Annotated in this window: 16 protein-coding genes; 5 read left to right on the top strand and 11 right to left on the bottom strand. The window is 68.8% G+C overall.

The genetic code is table 11. The features are described 5' to 3' along the window. Window positions 1-642 precede the first annotated feature (642 nt). The 6 genes from ACFZBP_RS21940 to ACFZBP_RS21915 form a co-directional block, all read right to left on the bottom strand. Window positions 643-2,277, bottom strand: coding sequence for a DoxX family membrane protein (locus ACFZBP_RS21940; protein ID WP_391415354.1), 1,635 nt, complete (start codon window positions 2,275-2,277; stop codon window positions 643-645). A gap of 146 nt (window positions 2,278-2,423) precedes the next feature. Continuing rightward, window positions 2,424-3,365, bottom strand: a complete 942-nt coding sequence (gene rlmB / locus ACFZBP_RS21935) for a 23S rRNA (guanosine(2251)-2'-O)-methyltransferase RlmB (protein ID WP_383457526.1) — start codon at window positions 3,363-3,365, stop codon at window positions 2,424-2,426. Window positions 3,366-3,463: 98 nt separating this feature from the next. After that, entirely contained in the window at window positions 3,464-4,861 is a 1,398-nt protein-coding gene (gene cysS / locus ACFZBP_RS21930; protein ID WP_391415351.1) for a cysteine--tRNA ligase, read from the bottom strand. 139 nt (window positions 4,862-5,000) lie between these two features. Next, entirely contained in the window at window positions 5,001-5,498 is a 498-nt protein-coding gene (gene ispF / locus ACFZBP_RS21925; protein WP_383457521.1) for a 2-C-methyl-D-erythritol 2,4-cyclodiphosphate synthase, read from the bottom strand. Beyond that, the gene (gene ispD / locus ACFZBP_RS21920) at window positions 5,488-6,264 is read right to left on the bottom strand and encodes a 2-C-methyl-D-erythritol 4-phosphate cytidylyltransferase (protein WP_391415349.1); all 777 of its coding nucleotides are present in this window, start codon (window positions 6,262-6,264) and stop codon (window positions 5,488-5,490) included. Before ispD ends, ispF begins: the two co-directional genes overlap by 11 nt. Window positions 6,265-6,533: 269 nt before the next feature. Further along, the gene (locus ACFZBP_RS21915; RefSeq protein WP_003953493.1) at window positions 6,534-7,016 is read right to left on the bottom strand and encodes a CarD family transcriptional regulator; all 483 of its coding nucleotides are present in this window, start codon (window positions 7,014-7,016) and stop codon (window positions 6,534-6,536) included. A gap of 615 nt (window positions 7,017-7,631) precedes the next feature. On the opposite strand from ACFZBP_RS21915, the gene ACFZBP_RS21910 reads away from it, so the two are divergent. Next, the gene (locus ACFZBP_RS21910) at window positions 7,632-8,339 is read left to right on the top strand and encodes a DUF461 domain-containing protein (RefSeq protein ID WP_391415347.1); all 708 of its coding nucleotides are present in this window, start codon (window positions 7,632-7,634) and stop codon (window positions 8,337-8,339) included. Window positions 8,340-8,477: 138 nt separating this feature from the next. Here the strand turns inward: ACFZBP_RS21910 and ACFZBP_RS21905 are convergent, their stop codons facing one another. Both ACFZBP_RS21905 and ACFZBP_RS21900 read right to left on the bottom strand, forming a co-directional pair. Then, window positions 8,478-9,158 carry a response regulator transcription factor gene (locus ACFZBP_RS21905; protein ID WP_015659563.1) on the bottom strand — a complete coding sequence of 227 codons (681 nt, stop codon included), beginning with the start codon at window positions 9,156-9,158 and terminating at the stop codon, window positions 8,478-8,480. Further along, complete coding sequence (locus ACFZBP_RS21900; protein WP_383457511.1) at window positions 9,155-10,447, bottom strand: sensor histidine kinase; 1,293 nt, start codon at window positions 10,445-10,447, stop codon at window positions 9,155-9,157. The genes ACFZBP_RS21905 and ACFZBP_RS21900 overlap by 4 nt, the downstream gene beginning before the upstream one ends. 284 nt (window positions 10,448-10,731) lie before the next feature. Here ACFZBP_RS21900 and phoU point away from each other — a divergent pair, with 284 nt between their 5' ends. The 3 genes from phoU to ACFZBP_RS21885 all read left to right on the top strand — a co-directional run bounded on the left by phoU (window position 10,732) and on the right by ACFZBP_RS21885 (window position 12,649). Next, complete coding sequence (gene phoU / locus ACFZBP_RS21895) at window positions 10,732-11,433, top strand: phosphate signaling complex protein PhoU (RefSeq protein ID WP_383457508.1); 702 nt, start codon at window positions 10,732-10,734, stop codon at window positions 11,431-11,433. 374 nt (window positions 11,434-11,807) lie between these two features. Then, entirely contained in the window at window positions 11,808-11,972 is a 165-nt protein-coding gene (locus ACFZBP_RS21890) for a hypothetical protein (RefSeq protein ID WP_383457506.1), read from the top strand. 350 nt (window positions 11,973-12,322) lie between these two features. Next, window positions 12,323-12,649 carry a carboxymuconolactone decarboxylase family protein gene (locus tag ACFZBP_RS21885; protein ID WP_383457503.1) on the top strand — a complete coding sequence of 109 codons (327 nt, stop codon included), beginning with the start codon at window positions 12,323-12,325 and terminating at the stop codon, window positions 12,647-12,649. A 146-nt stretch (window positions 12,650-12,795) separates the two neighbouring features. Here the strand turns inward: ACFZBP_RS21885 and ACFZBP_RS21880 are convergent, their stop codons facing one another. After that, window positions 12,796-13,788 carry an Imm49 family immunity protein gene (locus ACFZBP_RS21880; protein WP_391415343.1) on the bottom strand — a complete coding sequence of 331 codons (993 nt, stop codon included), beginning with the start codon at window positions 13,786-13,788 and terminating at the stop codon, window positions 12,796-12,798. Window positions 13,789-14,474: 686 nt separating this feature from the next. Continuing rightward, window positions 14,475-15,341 carry a DUF7019 family protein gene (locus ACFZBP_RS21875; protein WP_391415341.1) on the bottom strand — a complete coding sequence of 289 codons (867 nt, stop codon included), beginning with the start codon at window positions 15,339-15,341 and terminating at the stop codon, window positions 14,475-14,477. Between the two features lie 617 nt (window positions 15,342-15,958). On the opposite strand from ACFZBP_RS21875, the gene ACFZBP_RS21870 reads away from it, so the two are divergent. After that, window positions 15,959-16,294, top strand: a complete 336-nt coding sequence (locus tag ACFZBP_RS21870) for a hypothetical protein (RefSeq protein WP_391415339.1) — start codon at window positions 15,959-15,961, stop codon at window positions 16,292-16,294. A 288-nt stretch (window positions 16,295-16,582) separates the two neighbouring features. On the opposite strand, the gene ACFZBP_RS21865 is transcribed toward ACFZBP_RS21870, so the two are convergent. Then, window positions 16,583-17,368 carry a hypothetical protein gene (locus ACFZBP_RS21865; protein WP_391415337.1) on the bottom strand — a complete coding sequence of 262 codons (786 nt, stop codon included), beginning with the start codon at window positions 17,366-17,368 and terminating at the stop codon, window positions 16,583-16,585. Between the last annotated feature and the right edge of the window lie 36 nt (window positions 17,369-17,404).

Raw genomic sequence — 17,404 nt, 5'->3', positions numbered from 1 at the left:
CCGGGGGGTGTCCGTCCTCGGTCCGGTGGTGAGAGTTGCGCGAGAGGTGCCGTGTCTTGACACCGGACTCTGCGGGCGGACACCCCCCGACACGTCCCCTTGCCGCCGTAGGCGACCGCGGGTCCGTGGGGGCACGCCGACCCAGGCACCCCTCGCGTCCCCCGCAGGGGCCCACGCGGCCCCGGCCCCTTCCAGCCCGTCCGACCGACGTTCGAGGACAAGACCGTCCCCACCCGCAGGGGGTACAGCCCCAGGCACCCCCCTCAAGCCCGTCCGACCTTCGAGGACAAGACCGTCCCCACCCGCAGGGGGTACGGCCCCAGGCACCCCCCTCAAGCCGGTCCGACCTTCGAGGACAAGGCCGTCCACCCTCAGGGGGCTACGCGCTCCAGGCACCCCCCTCCAGCCCGTCCGACGTTCGAGGGCAAGACCGTCCCTATCCCCCACCCACCCGCAGGGCGCTACGCCGGCCCAGGCCTTTTCAGCCCGTCCGGCGTTTGAGGACGAGGCCCGGAGGGCCGACAGCGGGGGGCTGGGGGCGGCAGCCCCCAGGGATGGGACGGGTAGGGGCGGCGGGGGCGAGGAAAGGTGGGGGTATGGCGATGGGCCCCGGAGGGGTTCCGGGGCCCATCGAGGGGGACGTCAGCCGAGTAGGCCGCCTACGAGGCCAGGTTCGTCGGGGGACGAACCGCCCGTTGAGTTGCCGCCGCCCGAGGACGGCCCCCCGGAGGTCGGACCGGTGCTGGTGCTGGGCACCTCGTCGGCCGGCGTCGACTGCTGCGGCGGAGCCTGCCCGGCAGTCCCCTGCGTCTGGCTGGGCGTACCGACACCCCCGGCACCAGCCTCACGCGTCGCCCCCGGCGTCGTAGCGGCCCCCGACGGCGTGGCAGCCCCCGACGTGGCCCCCTGCGTGGGCGAGTTGGAGGCAGACGGCGTCTTCCGGTGCCGCTGACCGGGCTCCTGCGGCAGCGGCGAGCCGGGCAGCTCGTTGCGCGGAGCCTCCCCAGGTCCGGGAACGACCACACGGTCGGCGTCCCGGACCGCACCGCCGAGAAGCGAACCGATCAGCAGGGTCAGCCCGATCACGATCGCCGAGACCAGGGCGCCACGGCGCAGGACGTACTGGCGCAGCTCCCAGATGTCGGAGCGGGGACCGAGCCGGCGCCAGGCCATGCCCGCCAGGCGCCCGTCGATCGAGTAGACGGGCGCGCCGGCGATGATCAGCGGGGACCAGGCGGCGAGGTAGATGATGTCGGGGGCGTCGTAGACCGGGACGCTCTTCCAGCTGACGGTGACCAGGAGCGCGGCGGAGAGCAGGGCACCGACCACCGCGGCCACCCGCTGCCAGCAGCCCAGGACCGTCAGCACACCGACGATGACCTGGAAGAACGCGATGACCAGACCGGAGCCGACCGGGTGTTCGAGGGCGAACTGGCGGAGGGGCTCGGCCACTTCCCAGGGGTGCAGCGTGTTCAGCCACTTCACCATCGAGCCACGCTTGCCGCCGTCGAAGTAGACGGGGTCGCACAGCTTGCCCATGCCGGCGTAGATGGAGATGAAGCCGAGGAAGACCCGGAGGGGGAGGAGCACGACGCCGAGGTTCATACGGCGGCCGGGGTAGTAGGCGTGCCGCGCCGGGTCGTCGCCGGATCGCCTGAGCGGGGTGTCGGGCTCGTCCGGGCCATGGGTCTCGTCCGCGAAACCCTCGTCGTCGTAGGCGAGTTCCTCGTCGTACGCACTCTCGACCGTGCGCATGTTCGGCAGCAGCCGCGCCTCGAGCGACTCGTGCGTGCGCTGCGCGCCCACGATCGGCGTCTCGACGGTCTGCTCCAACACGTCGTCGTAGCCGCCGTCGTAGCCGCCGCCGACGTCGACTCGCGGGATGACCTGGGTGCCCCCGCCACCGGGGAGCGGTTCGTCGCCGTGGCGGACGCTGCCGTCCCGCACGGCCTGGAGCAGCCGGTGGGCGCCGGTGTCGTCCGGCGCGGACGTGCCGTTCCAGACGGCGACCCGGCGGCGGGTGCCGGTGGCCGCTCCCGCTCTGCCGGCCGCGTTGGCGGCGGGGATACGGGCGGTGTCCTGGGTGGCGCTCAAGTGCCGTGTGATCCGCGGGGATTTGCCACGCCCGGTCGACGCGCCCAACAACACGCGGAAACTCGCGTGATTGACGATGATCTGCGCCGGATCGCTCGGCACCTTCACCATGCTCAGCGCGGGAGCGTCGTCGTATCCCGACGAGCGGTCCCCCGTGGGTGTGCGGGGTGTTCTGGTGTCCACACTCAACTAACCGAGTGACGTGTGCTTTGGACACTGCCTTGACCCGTCCGATCTGTCCGGACCCCGTCAAGGATGCGCAGGTCGCACCACTGCCACCAGAATTAACCCGCACGGGTGACGCCGCGGATGTCTGTTCAGACGGCTGATCAGACGCGTCGGCGGGCCGCCTCGTAGAGGACGATCCCTGCCGCCACGCCGGCGTTGAGCGACTCCGCGCCGCCCGGCATCGGGATGCGTACGCGGAAGTCGCACGTCTCGCCGACCAGGCGGGACAGGCCCTTGCCCTCGCTGCCGACCACGATGACCACCGGACCCTCCAGGGCCTGAAGATCACCGAGTTCGGCCTCGCCGTCGGCGGCCAGGCCGACGACCACCAGGCCCGCCTTCTTGTACGACTCCAGCGCCCGCGTCAGGTTCGTCGCGCGGGCCACCGGGGTGCGGGCCGCCGTGCCGGCGGACGTCTTCCAGGCGCCGGCGGTCATGCCGGCCGCGCGGCGCTCCGGTACGACGACGCCGTGGCCGCCGAAGGCGGAGACGGAGCGGACGACGGCACCGAGGTTGCGCGGGTCGGTCACACCGTCCAGGGCGACGATCAGCGGGTCGGCGCCCTCGTCGTAAGCGGCGGCGGCGAGGTCCTCGGGGTGGGCGTACTCGTACGGCGGGACCTGGAGGACCAGGCCCTGGTGGTTCAGGCCGTTGGTCATACGGTCCAGCTCGGGGCGCGGGGCCTCCATGAGGTTGATGCCGCCGCGGTCGGCGGCGAGCTGGAGGGCCTCGCGGACGCGCTCGTCGTTGTCGATGAACTGCTGGACGTAGAGGGTCGACGCCGGGACGCCCTCGCGCAGGGCCTCGACCACCGGGTTACGGCCGACGACCATCTCGGACGTGCCCTTGCCGCCGCGGCCGCGCGGCGCGGGACGGCGCGCGGCCTGCTTCGCCTTGGCGGTCGCGATGCGGTTCTTCTTGTGCTTCTTGCGCATCTCGGCGGGCGGCGTCGGGCCCTTGCCTTCGAGACCCTTGCGTCGCTGGCCGCCACTGCCGACCTGCGCGCCCTTCTTGCCGGACATGCGGCGGTTGTTCGCGGCCATGACCTACCTGTCTGTCGTGAGCGTTCGAATGTACGTCTATGCAGTGTGCCGCCCGGAGGGCCGGGCGGCACAATCGATCTTCCGCGGGACCGGCTCGGTCAGCGGGGGCCGAGGGTCCAGCGCGGGCCCTGCGGACTGTCCTCGATGACGAGGCCGGACTGACCCAGTTGGTCGCGGATGGCGTCCGCGGTGGCCCAGTCCTTGCGGGAGCGGGCCGCCTCGCGCTGGTCGAGGACCATGCGCACGAGGGTGTCGACCACGCCGTGCAGATCGTCGCCGCGGTCGGTCTCGCCGGCCCAGTGCGGGTCGAGCGGGTCCAGGCCGAGGACGCCGAGCATGGCGCGCACCTCGGCGAGGCGGGCCACGGCGGCTTCCTTGTCGTCGGCGGCCAGGGCGGAGTTGCCCTGCCGGACCGTGGTGTGGACGATCGCGAGAGCCTGCGGGACGCCCAGGTCGTCGTCCATCGCCTCGGCGAAGGCCAACGGCACCTCGGCGGACGGCTCGACGACGCCCGCCTTCTCCACCACGCGCTGCACGAAGCCCTCGATGCGCGCGAACGCCGACTCGGCCTCGCGCAGGGCGTCCTCGCTGTACTCGATGGTGGAGCGGTAGTGCGGGGTGCCCAGGTAGTAGCGCAGGACGATCGGGCGCCACTGCTTGACCATCTCGGACACGAGCACGCTGTTGCCGAGCGACTTCGACATCTTCTCGCCGCTCATGGTGACCCACGCGTTGTGCACCCAGTAGCGGGCGAACTCGTCGCCGTAGGCCTTGGCCTGGGCGATCTCGTTCTCGTGGTGCGGGAAGATCAGGTCGAGGCCGCCGCCGTGGATGTCGAAGGCGGAGCCCAGGTACTTGTGCGCCATCGCCGAGCACTCCAGGTGCCAGCCGGGGCGCCCGCGTCCCCACGGCGTCTCCCAGTCGGGCTCGCCCGGCTTCGCGGCCTTCCACATCGCGAAGTCGCGCGGATCCCGCTTGCCGGAGATGCCCTCCTCGGCGGGCTGCCGCATCTCGTCGAGGTCCTGCCGGGACAGCTCCAGGTAGGAGGGCCAGGAACGGACGTCGAAGTAGACGCTGCCGTCCGCCTCGTAGGCGTGTCCGCGCTCGATGAGGCCGCGCATCATCTCGACCATCTCGGTGACATGGCCGGTGGCGCGGGGCTCGTACGTCGGCGGGAGGCAGCCGAGGGCGGTGTAGCCGTCGGTGAAGGCGCGCTCGTTCTCGTAGCCGATCGACCACCAGGGGCGGTTCTGGTCGGCGGACTTGGCGATGATCTTGTCGTCGATGTCCGTGACGTTCCTGATGAACGTCACGTCGTAGCCGCGGTAGGCGAACCAGCGGCGCATGATGTCGAAGTTCAGCCCCGAGCGGATGTGCCCGATGTGCGGCGCGGCCTGCACGGTGGCGCCACAGAGGTAGATCGAGACACAGCCCGGCGTGAGCGGGGTGAAGTCACGGATCTGCCGGGCGCTGGTGTCGTACAGGCGAATCGTCACGACACATAGGGTAGTAGGCCGAGGGGGGTGCGTGGAGCAGTGCCCTGTTTGTCGGGTGCAGGCCGGTGCGGGCTGGTCGCGCCCACGCGGCGGAGCCGCACATTGACACAGCCCCGCGCCCCGGGTTGGCACACTCGCCTCAGTCGATACGCACGACCAGCGCTGTCGCCACCGCCATCAAGCCCTCGTCCCGGCCCGGGAAGCCCAAGCCATCCGTTGTCGCGCCCGACACCGACACCGGTGCTCCCGCCGCCTCCGACAGGATCTTCTGGGCCTCGTCCCTGCGCTTGCCGATCTTCGGGCGCGGGCCCACGACCTGTACGGCGATGTTGCCGATCCGGAAGCCGGCCTCGCGGACGATCCGCGCCGCCTCTGTCAGGAGTACGACGCCCGAGGCACCCGACCACTCGGGGCGTCCCGTGCCGAAGTGCTGGCCCAGGTCGCCGAGGGCGGCGGCCGAGAAGAGCGCGTTGCAGGCGGCGTGGGCGACGACGTCCGCGTCGGAGTGGCCCGCGAGGCCGGGGCCCTCGCCTTCCCACTTCAGGCCCGCGCACCACAGCTCGCGGCCCTCCTCGAAGGCGTGGATGTCGGTGCCGATGCCGACCTGGGGCAGCACCGGAAGCCGCTCAGAAGCCATCGTTCAGCCTCCGGCGCGCCAGGACCGCCTCGGCCAGGACCAGGTCCAGCGGGCGGGTGACCTTGAAGGCCTCCTCGTGGCCGGGCACGACCACGACCGTCAGGCCGAGCTGCTCGACCATGCTCGCGTCGTCGGTGACGTCGCCGGTCACCGTCTCGTGGGCGCGGATCAGCGTGGCCCGGTCGAAACCCTGGGGGGTCTGTACGGCGCGGAGGCGGGCGCGGCTCGGCGTGGCGACCACCGGTTCGGGCTCGCCCGTGACGGTGGCCGGCTCGACCTCCTTGACGGTGTCGGCGAGCGGCAGCGCGGGCACCACTGCGGGTGCTCCGTCCCGTACGGCCTCGATCACCGCGTCCACGGTGTCCACCGGGACCAGGGGGCGCGCCGCGTCGTGCACGAGCACGATGTCGTGGTCCGGCGGCAGCGCGTCCAGGCCGAGCTTCACGGACTCCTGGCGGGTCTCGCCGCCGGGGACGACCAGGAAGTCGGTGCGCTCGGGCAACGCGTGCGCGTCGAGCAGGCTCTTGACCTCGGCGGCGCCGTCGGGCGGGGCCACGACGACCACGAGGGAGACGGCGCGGGAGGCGGCCATCGCGCGGACGGCGTGGATGAGCATGGGCGTGCCGTTCAGCGCGCGGAGCGCTTTCGGGGCGCCGGGACCGAGGCGTACGCCCCGTCCGGCGGCCGGGATCACGACGGCGGTACGGGCCCCGCTACGACCTTCGGAGGGGACACCCGTGGGCGAAGGACGCGAAACGTCAGACATCGGTTCCTGTCAGGTTTGTGTGCTCTGCCTACGTGGGTATGGCCTCAGCGTGCCGGGTGGGACGGCTTGACCGAACCCTTCCGTGACAACGGTCGAGCCAGCTGCCCGGACCCGGCACATCAAGTATCGGGGGCGCCCCCGAGATGGACGCACCGCGTAGTCAAACGAACATGCCGCAGCGCCCGGCGACAGCAATAACGTCATCGGGCACCGCGGCACTTTTTAAAGCAACACAACAGCGTGTGCTGAACTGAGGCGGACGGACCGCGTCAGGACGCGAGAACCTCGTCGAGCAGGGCCTCGGCCTTGTCCTCGTTCGTGTTCTCCGCGAGGGCGAGCTCGCTCACCAGAATCTGGCGGGCCTTGGCGAGCATGCGCTTCTCACCGGCGGAGAGTCCACGCTCGCGCTCACGACGCCACAGGTCACGCACGACTTCCGCGACCTTGATGACATCGCCGGAGGCGAGCTTCTCCAGATTTGCCTTGTAACGACGCGACCAGTTCGTGGGCTCCTCGGCGTACGGCGCGCGCAGCACCTCGAAGACCCGGTCCAGCCCGTCCTGACCGACCACATCACGCACGCCGACGAACTCCGCATTGTCCGCTGGCACACGTACCGTCAGGTCACCCTGGGCGACCTTCAGCACCAAGTAGGTCTTGTCCACGCCTTTGATCTGGCGAGTTTCGATGGCCTCGATCAGCGCGGCCCCGTGATGGGGATAGACCACGGTGTCGCCAACCTTGAACGTCATGTGACAGGTACCCCTTCCGTGGCTATCCAGGGTAACACGGAAACGGCGGGTTCTGAATGGCGTTTTCGCAGGTCAGGGCATATCTCGGGGCTTGACAAGTCCAACAGGAACGTGCTGCGCGGGCCGAGTGGAAGAAGGTATTCGCAGGTCGGAGCGGCTCTGCGGGTGAGGTGAAACGCGTACGCTACACGCATCCGGAGGCACCTTCGAGTGGCCGAACGTACACATATGTCCGGTTCCAAGTGTGCGACTTTCGCTACTCCGTTCGGCGTCCCGGAGTCGGGTCCCGGACGAATCCGGAATTGATCACAGCCAGGTCGGAGGCACAGTCGGTGATCAATTTCGGGAAGGTCGCGCATTCCTTCACGGAAATTTTGCGGGGGGACTTGCGAGGGGCCTTATGTGAATGGCGGACGAGCCTCGGGCAATGTGACTCCCGGGCCACCTGCGGGTGAAGGGGCGGGTGGTGGAAGAGGTACATCGACGGCACTTGGGCGCCCAGGGGAGGGTCGGGTGCGGTGGCGCGGGAACGGCTCGGTAACCTAAGGCCGCTGACAGACACTTAGGGCGGCTTTATGCAGCCCGCCCCGTTCGAGTCAAGGAGTTGCCGCCGCCGTGAGCAGCAGCCTTCGACGCGGCGCCCTCGCCGCGGCCGCCATCGCGTTCTCGATCACGTCGCTCGGTGCGTGCGCCGCCGGCAACAACAGCCAGACGCTGGAGATCAAGCCGGACAACGCGGCGACCTCCGTGGGCGACATCAAGATCCAGAACGCCATCGTCATCACCCAGCCCGACCTGGAGTCGACCGGCCCCGCCGCGGTCTCCGCGACCCTGTTCAACTCCGGCCGCACCGCGCAGACGCTGGACTCGATCAAGGTGGACGGCACCGGCAAGAGCGCCGAGCTCAAGCCCGCCAAGGGCGGCAGCCTGACCATCCCGGCCGGCGGTTCGCTGATCATCGGCGGCAAGGACAACGCCTCCGCGACGCTGCCCAGCAGCCGTGAGGCGATCCAGGACGGCAACGCCCAGAAGATCACCTTCACCTTCAGCAAGACCGGCGACGTGAGCCTGCGCGCCTTCGTCGTCCCGGCCGAGCACTACTTCGAGAGCTGGGGCCCGAGCGAGGTCCCGGCGGCGCCGGGCACGTCGGCCTCCCCGAGCGGTTCGCCGACCGGCACCCCGGCCGGCGGCACCGAGGCCACCCCGACCGGTTCGGCCTCCGCGGGCGAGACGCCGGGCGCCGGCACCGAGGCCGGTACCGGCGCGGGCGCGGGCGCGGCGACGCCGTCCGACAGCGCCTCGCAGACGGCTGCCGGTCACTGAGCTGGCCGTACGGCTCCTGTAGAGCCGTAGAGAAGGGCGCGGCGCCCCGGTAAGAGCCGTACAAAAGGGCGGGGCCCCGGAGGAGATCCGGGGCCCCGCCCTTTGTCGTACGTACTGCCTCCGGCGGCCGCAGGCGGTTTACGGCTCGAACTTGTAGCCCAGACCGCGCACCGTCACCAGGTATCTGGGCGCGCCCGGGTCCGGCTCGATCTTGGCGCGCAGGCGCTTGACGTGGACGTCGAGGGTCTTGGTGTCGCCCACGTAGTCGGCGCCCCAGACACGGTCGATGAGCTGCATGCGGGTCAGGACGCGGCCGGCGTTGCGCAGGAGCATCTCCAGGAGGTCGAACTCCTTGAGGGGGAGGTCGACCTTGGAGCCGGAGACCGTGACCACGTGACGGTCGACGTCCATCCGGACCGGGCCCGCCTCCAGGGCGGCCGGGGTCACCTCCTCGGGCTCGCCGCGGCGGCGCAGGACGGCCCGGATACGGGCGACCAGCTCGCGCGAGGAGAACGGCTTGGTGACGTAGTCGTCGGCTCCTATTTCCAGGCCGACCACCTTGTCGATCTCGCTGTCCTTGGCGGTGACCATGATCACCGGAACGTTGGAGCGGCCGCGCAGCTGGCGGCAGACCTCGGTACCCGGCAGGCCGGGCAGCATCAGGTCGAGGAGGACGAGGTCGGCGCCGTTGCGCTCGAACTCGTCGAGTCCGTCGGGCCCGGTGGTCGCGACGGCGACCTCGAAGCCCTCCTTGCGGAGCATGTACGACAGGGCGTCGGAGAAGGACTCCTCGTCCTCGACGACGAGCACACGGGTCACGGAAGGACCTCCGGGGCGGAAAGCGTTTCGTACGCGGTTGGCTCTGGGGGTGAATCAGTGGATCTGCGGGGCTTCGATCCGGCGGAGTGCCCGGCCTCGTCGTCGAGATCGGGATGCTGCTGCGCACGGTCGCGGGCCGCACCCGCCTCCGGCAGCCGCAGGGTGAACGTGGAGCCCTGTCCCTCGGAGCTCCACACCGTGACCTCCCCGCTGTGCGAGGCGGCCACGTGCTTGACGATCGCGAGACCGAGGCCGGTGCCACCGGTGGCACGGGAACGGGCCGGGTCGACGCGGTAGAAGCGCTCGAAGATGCGCTCCTTGTCCTTGTCCGAGATGCCGATGCCCTGATCGGTCACGGCGATCTCGATGAGGTCTCCGCCCGGGGCGCTGACCCGGCGGGCGGCGATGCCGACGCGGGTGCGGGCGGGCGAGTAGTTGACGGCGTTCTCGACGAGGTTGCCGAGCGCGGCGGCGAGCTGGCCGCGGTTGCCCCAGATGCTGAGGTCGTCGCTGGTGCTCCCCGCTGCCATGGTGATCTGCTTCGTGCCGGCGGCGTGTCGGCAGCGGTCCATGGCCTCGGCGACGAGTTCGTCCACGCGGACGGGCTCGGCGTCCTCCAGCGGGTCGTCGTTCTGCACCCGGGAGAGGTCGATGAGCTCCTGCACCAGGCTGGTCAGCCGGGTCGCCTCGATCTGCATCCGCCCGGCGAAGCGCTGCACGGCCTCCGGGTCGTCGGAGGCGTCCATGACGGCTTCGGACAGCAGGGAGAGCGCGCCGACCGGCGTCTTCAGCTCATGGCTGACGTTGGCGACGAAGTCACGCCGCACCGCCTCTATGCGCCGGGCCTCGGTGAGGTCCTCGACGAGGAGGAGGACGAGGCGGGAGCCGAGGGGCGCGACGCGCGCGGACACGGCGAGGGCATCGCCGCGTCCGGTACCGCGCCGGGGCAGATCCAGCTCGACCTGCCTTATCTCGCCGTCCCGTCTGGTGTCCCGGGCCATCTGGAGCATGGGCTCCACGGAGAGCTTGCCGCCGCGCACCAGACCGAGGGCGTACGCCGCCGAGCTGGCCTTGACGACGGCGTCCCCCTCGTCGAGCACGACGGCCGAGGAGCGCAGCACCGACAGGACCGTGTCCACGCCGGGTGGCAGGACGGGGTCGGTGTGCAGGGAGGTTCGGGTGGGTCGCTTCAGGTCGCGTTCGCTCCAGCGGAACGCCAGCATGGCGATGACGCCGGTGAGCACCCCGGCTATCGCTGCCGCTGCGGCGACCGCCGCGTTCACGTCCATGCCCCCAGGTTAGGCATGGCGCAGGCAGTGGCCACAGCCGTCGGAGTGCGAGCTCGAACACTCGTCGCCCAGAGTTCACCTTGGAGCCAGTGGTGGTTCATTTGGGGTGGCGGAAACGGACGCGTAGAGCCCGAATAGTCGCCGTGTGGGGTTCGCACAGGTGGTTTGGCGTGGGATCACACTGGCGGTTTCACGACAGTCCTACTGTCGTTTTCACGACGGTCTTACTGTCGGAGGTCCGGACGGTAAGACTTTCCCGAGGCAGACGTAAGAGAGGGACCCTGATGCGGGACGCGTACCACGAGGAACTGGACTCGATCGGCGACGGTCTGGTGGAGATGGCCCGGCTGGTCGGGTCGGCGATCGGGCGCGCCACGACGGCGATCCTCGACTCCGACCTGAAGCTGGCCGAAAGCGTGATCGAGGCCGACCAGAAGGTCGACGACCTCCAGCACGACCTGGAGGCCAGGGCCATAGCCCTGCTGGCGCGGCAGCAGCCGGTGGCGACGGACCTCCGTATCGTCGTCACGTCGCTGCGTATGTCGGCGGACCTGGAGCGCTCGGGCGACCTGGCCCAGCACGTGGCCAAGCTCACCCGGCTGCGCTACCCGGAGCGGGCCATCCCCCAGGACCTGCACGCCACCATCCTGGAGATGGGCCAGCTCGCGCAGCGTCTGATGGCGAAGGCGGCCGAGGTGATCGTCACCAAGGACGTCGACCTCGCGCTCCAGCTGGAGCAGGACGACGACGCGATGGACCTCCTGCACCGCACCCTCTTCCAGCACCTGCTGGACGAGCGCTGGAAGCACGGCATCGAGACGGCGGTCGACGTGACGCTGCTCGGCCGCTACTACGAGCGGTACGCCGACCACGCGGTGGCCGTGGCCAAGCGTGTGGTGTTCCTGGTGACGGGCGAGCACGCGGACGAGCTGCAGACGGACATCCAGCCGGAGATCCAGCCGGCGGCGGGGGTGGACGGGGCGTAGGCCTGAGCGGGGCCGGGGGGCGGAGCCTAAGCGCGGGGCCGGGGCGGGGCGGGGCTTGTTCGGGCTGGCTCGGGGCTTGTCCGGGTCCGACTCGGGGCTAGTCCAGGGGCGGGTCGGATTCGGCTCGGGGCCAGTCCAGGGGCAGTCCGGGTCCGGCTCGGGGCCAGTCCAGGTCGGTCCGGGTCCGACTCGGGCCAGTCCAGGTCGGTCCAGGTCGGTCCGGGTCCGACTCGGGGATAGTCCAGGGGCGGCTCGGGTCCGACTAGGGGCCAGTCCAGGGGCGGCTCGGGGCGTGCGCGAGCCTCTGTGCGCCGTTGATGCGCCCAGGGGGGCGGGCATGGAATGGGCACAGGCTCCAGCCTCGAGGAGGATCCATGGCCGAATCCCCCAGCACCCCCGGCACCGCCCCCGACCCCACCCAGGAACGCCCGTCCGAGCAGCCCGCCGACATCAGGAGCCTCCCGCTCTTCGGCGCCTGCGGCTGCGGCTCGGGGTGCGGGTGCGGGTGCCAGTCGGGGAATCCCTGCCAGTGCGGGTGAGGACTCACGTACGACGGTGAGGGCTCGACGCCGAGGGCTCCGGTGCGGTGGACGCGCCGGGGCCCTCTGCCGTATGCGCCGGCGCCCTTCGCCTGCTCGGGAACGCCGTATCGGACGAGCCGGAAGCAGTCCCCAGGACACGCCCCTCGACAGGCGATCTACGGCAAACGGACTTACGGTCGAGCGGTGGACGCTGCGCCGGGTGAGGCGCCCCACGGTGTCCCCGCCCGTCGACTGCCCTCGACTCGCGTCCCCTCAAGTCGACTTCCTTCACGTCGACTTGACGTCACCGCCCGCACTGACCTCCTCCACATCGGCTTCCCTCACGACCTCACAGGAGACGAGCTGCCATGGCAACAGCATCTGAAACCCCGGTACTGGACACCCTCGCCGCCATGACGGTCGACTCGGTCGAACGGTGCGGGCTGGTCCCGGAGACCTTCATGCTCACCCGCATCGCGGCCCTCGCCGCTTCGGACGCCCCGCCGATCTCGTACGTCGCCCACATCGATCCCGCCATCCAGGCCGGGCTGACCGCCGAGCAGGTGCAGGACGTGCTGGTCGCCATCGCGCCGGTGGTGGGCACGGCACGTGTCATGACGGCCGCCGGGAACATCGCCAAGGCGCTCGGCATCACGATCGCGGTCGCGGAGGGGGAGGCTCAGGGGCAGGGCTAGAGAACAGGGACAGGCCCAGAGGGCGGGGGCAGGCCCAGAGGGTGGGGCCGCGCGCGTCTGGCGGCGCGGTACTCCCGCAAGATCACACCCGTCACGTCCGTCACCCCGTCACCCCTGTCACGCCCGTGCCCCGCCCCCCGGCTGGCCTACTTGGCGGCCCAGTAACCCAAGTCGTTCCGGTTCCCCTCCGCCGCCCGGCGCGGCGCGTCCGGCGATCCCAGCAGACCGTACGGCAGATACCCGGACCGGACCCCGAGCTCCCACCCATGGACCTGCACGGCGAGACAGGCCAGGGCGAGGGTGCCGAGAGGGAGGAGGGACCGGGGCGCGGGATCACCGGCATCGGCCTCGACGCTCTCCCGGTACGCGACCAGCCGGGCGACGAGGGCGTCCTCGAAGGCGTGCTGGTCGTCGTCGAGGAGGACGCGGAGCAGTCGCTGGTCCGCGCTCAGCGCGTCGCCGACCTCGTCGAGCCGCCGGGCGGCCTCCGCGCGCTCCCCGGCATCCGGCTTGCGCAGCGGAACCGTCGGCCGGTCGCGGGGCAGATGGCCGGTCGCCTCGGTGAGATAGAGGCACAGGGCGTCCATGGCGGCGAGGTCGGCGGGGTCGGAGACGGAGGTGTACCGGTTGTAGGGCACGCCGTCACGGATGGCGGGCGCGTAGTCGCCGCGCAGCAGCAGCCCGGTGACCCGCTCCCGGTCCCACACCTGCCCGCTGACGACACATATCTCGAACATGTCGAGCCAGGTCCGCGCGGTGGGCGCCTCCTGGACGACGTCCCGGAAGGTGATGGGCCCGTCCCCGAACTCGTCGTCATACGGGTCCGTGCTGATCCGCTCCCCGACCAGGGGGAAGAGGAGTACCTGGTCCCCGTCCGGGAAGCACATGATGCTGAGCACTCCGTGCACACACTCCGCGGCGGTGACGGCGACCGTGCCGGCCGCGGCGTCGAGGCCCGGCTCCGCCACCGTTCGCGCGGCGACATGGTCGAGCAGTTCGTCCGCCATGTCCCGGATCAGCTTCGGCGAGATGCTGCCGTACCGCAGCGAGTGCCACCGCGTGTAGGCCCGCCCGTCGATGTCGTCGAGCGCCTCGGCCAACCGCTGCTCGCCGACCTGATGGCATGTCACATCCCGCACGTATCTTGCCCCTTCATGAACTCCACGACTGGACGAAGCACGTTAGCAACGGGCACTGACAGCGCTGGGGTCCGACGAGGTCCCACGGCATGAAAACGCCCCTGAGTCGCGCTGTCTGCGCAGCTCAGGGGCATGATCGTGAAGGCTACTTCTTCTTGCCCTGGGTCTTGCCGGGGATCTCGGTGACCTGCGTTTTCCCTGCTCATGGGCGGTGCGCCCGTGCGCCTGGTTGTCGTCGTTGGTCGTCATTGGCCACTGTCGAGCGACCTCGGACGGCCCAGGGACGGCCCAGCCCTGCCGCACTCGACTGACGGCCGGCACCCTCGATGCGCCCAGTCTGAACCTCAACCGACGACAGTGAGCTACGACGGCGGGCGCGTCGACCGACCACGCACGCGTATGCCTCGCTGCACCCCCACCGGCCTCAACCACGCCGCCGATGCCGTCAACCCGAGCAAGCCACGACGGCCGACCCGTGACGACGGCGCTTGGAGCCATCAGCTTGGGAAGCTGCGGGCGTTTGCGGCTCATTGAGGCATTGATCTGGGCGAACGTTGGCGGTGTGGCTTCCCTCGGCTGCGTCGCTTTACCCGTGGTTCCCCGCTGTTCCCCTCCTGATCTGGTGCGCTTGTGGTGCAGGGCGAACGACAGCTCATCGTCACGGGTCTGCCCGACCTGCTCTGAATTCACCGAAGGAACGGCAGACGACGACGATCGGCACCAGTAGCCCGGCTACGCAGGTCCGCGTAGCGGGTGACTGATGCCTGGCTCGCGGTTCGGACCCAGACAGGAGCCCCAACCAGAATTCGCTGTGCCCCGCTCATGCTGCCTCTGAGGCGCCAGCGACCCTCGGTCAGCACAACGTCTGTGTAGATCTGGGCGAACCACTCGCTGTCATCGGCATGCCCGAGCGTGTACCCACGCGTCCAGGGTTGGCGGTCCTGCTCTCCTTGATCATCGGAGCTCCCCTGGTACAGCGCTACCTTCAGGGCCTCGACGGACAGCGACTCTGGATCGTCCCACTGCGAGGTGTTCTCTCTGCCTCGACTCTCCAGCAACTCAGCGATGGCGTACCAGGCGGACGAGAACCAACCTGTCTCGGGCGCATCTTCTGGACGAAGTACTCGGCCAAGGAAGTTGTCCATGCTGCCGAACAGCACGAGATCGACCTGCTGGCCTCTGACACTGGCCGTCCTGATGTGAAAAAGTGCTCCCTTGTCGCGCTCGGGTCCCGCCGTGAACCTGGCCATGTGGACCTGTCCGACTCCTCTTGCGAAGCGGGCACGTGGCGGAGTGTCGAAGCCAACGACGGCATGAGCACCGAGGGCTTTCTCGATCTTGCGTGCAGTTTCGAAGCGGGATAGGTCTCCACGGTCCTTGTTGCTGACCTCTGCTCCAACGCCCTGGGGGGCGGCCTTGACCGCCCAGTTGAATCGACCTTTGAAGTTGATGCCGTTGTCGGATGCAATCGCAGCCACACGGCGATCTGACCAGTACAAGTAGCTGCCTACACCGTCTCCGCGCACCACTAACTCTCCCTGCGTCACGTTCACGTCCACCGGGCTGGCTGGGACAACTACGTACTATCCCAGTGAGGGGCTGGAGTTGCGGCGTCCTTGGTCAAAGGGGCTCTCTGACTGGCATGGTCAACACCGCTTTAGGAGAGAGGCTGGGGTGTCGTGCCGGTGACCTGGGGCTTCGATGACTGGTGAGATGCCCAGCAACTCGACCGCCAGATCCCCTCGTTGACCGTGGCTGACCGCTGCATCTGGCACGACAGTGGCACGAACCTCAGCCGACGACAGTCAGCCACGACGGCGGGTGCGCCAACCAATCAGGCGCGCGTGTGCCTCGCTGCACCCCCCACCGGCCTCAGCCACGCTACTGGCTTACTCCGTCGACCAGAGCACCCCGCGACGGCCGGCCCCGTGACGACAGAGCGCGAGCTATCAGCTTGGGAACTGCGGTCATTTGCGGCTGGTCTATGCGCTGACCGGGGCGAACGGCTTGGCTGGCGTCTCGTCGAGCGGGCTGACTTCACGGTGATTCCCCGCTCGATCTGGTGCGCTTGTGGTGCGGGCTCGGGCAGGACTGCGCTCAACTGCCTCCCACGGCAGGGGGCCGGGGCCCCGCTCATTACCGATCTCCGGCGTGGACGAGGATGAGGGCAATGGGATCGATGCAGCCGGACATAACGTGGCCGTTCCCCAACGGGGTCTTCCCCTCCGGGCTACTGGCTGTGGTGCAACGAACGGTAGTGAAGGGAGACTTTCCGGCCCTGGTGGTGCTCCACGACCACGAGGACGATTGGCTACTCTGCGACGGCCTGCACGACCCGAACGCCGACGGTGCCTCGATCGTGGCCCACGTGGATCACCTCCTTACCCTAGACCCGTCACTCGTCGAGCTGGCCAGCATGCCATTGGGGCACGTCGCGGAGCGGTCGAGTAGTGGGACCCCATGGGAGATTCGGCCGTGGACTTACTCGGATGATGAAGAGACCTGATCTTCCGCCGCACACGCTTTCCAACTGTGTTGGTGGGGTCGGAGGCTTCGTTCGGGGGCGTTCACCTGGGTTCATCGGCGTCTGGCTGTTGGTGTGGGGACGGCTCGGGGTCGCCCTTGAACGGCCGTGAACGGGGCTGAATGAGAGGGGAACTGAGACGAGACGTGGACGCGTACCGGTGCGCGGTCGGCACGTGACTAGGCACCGCCGGCTGGGAGGGCCTCAGTCAATCGCGACCCCGTTGAACCTTGCGTGGTCGAATGGAACGTTCCCCTCCGGCTCCGGCGCCTAGCTATCTATTCTCGAATCGAAAAACTTTACATTCGGCAGGTGAGAGGCTATGAAGCTGCGAAGATGGACATTTTGATCCACGCCATGGAAGACATAGGCGCGTTCCGGGAGGAGCTTGACCAATTTTTTTGCCAGGTCGGCGGCGTGGCTGAATGAAAAGATACCTCGATCCCCTAGGTAGATGTGAACCTCCTCGCACCCCCGAACTCTAGACGTAGACTCTGTGAGATCAAAGTTCCTACCCAGTCGAACTCCGCATGGATGATGATGATTCAGCCCTCGACTGAAGTCGATAATGGCCCACTCGTTGGAACCCCCATCTGACCTGTAGATCAGTTCAAGAGACCCTGAACATTGCTCTTTAAACGCCCTCAAAGCGGCTTGTCCTCCCTGTCCATCCACTTGCAGGAGGTCTTCGGGGCCAAACTTTTCTCCCGGATGGAATATGTGCAAGCAACCTTTCTTGGTCGTTATCCTGACTTGATCAACTGATCCATGTTGAAAGGCGTTCAAGGTCAGTTCGTACGCGAGAAGGATGGTGGCGTTATAGCGTTTCTGACCCCATGCGGCAAGCGCCCCGCAGTCATCAAGAAACGATTTTAGAATTTCTTCCATTCCGCGCTCAAAGTCCGTACGAGTGATGCAAATTTCGTGATCTATCAGTAGAGCGGGCAAGAGTGACCTGAGAGCGCCCCCGATCTCTTTTCCTGCAATTCGTTCGGCACTTTTCTTCCATTTTTTCAGAATTTCAACAGTGAACCTCTTCTCGTCGTCGTCGATCATTTTTGCGTGCGTGCTGCATAGCCAAATTCCGTTATC

It is taken from the genome of Streptomyces sp. NPDC008086 (assembly GCF_042957325.1).
Taxonomy (GTDB): domain Bacteria; phylum Actinomycetota; class Actinomycetes; order Streptomycetales; family Streptomycetaceae; genus Streptomyces.
This window is presented reverse-complemented; position numbering and strand designations above follow the sequence as displayed.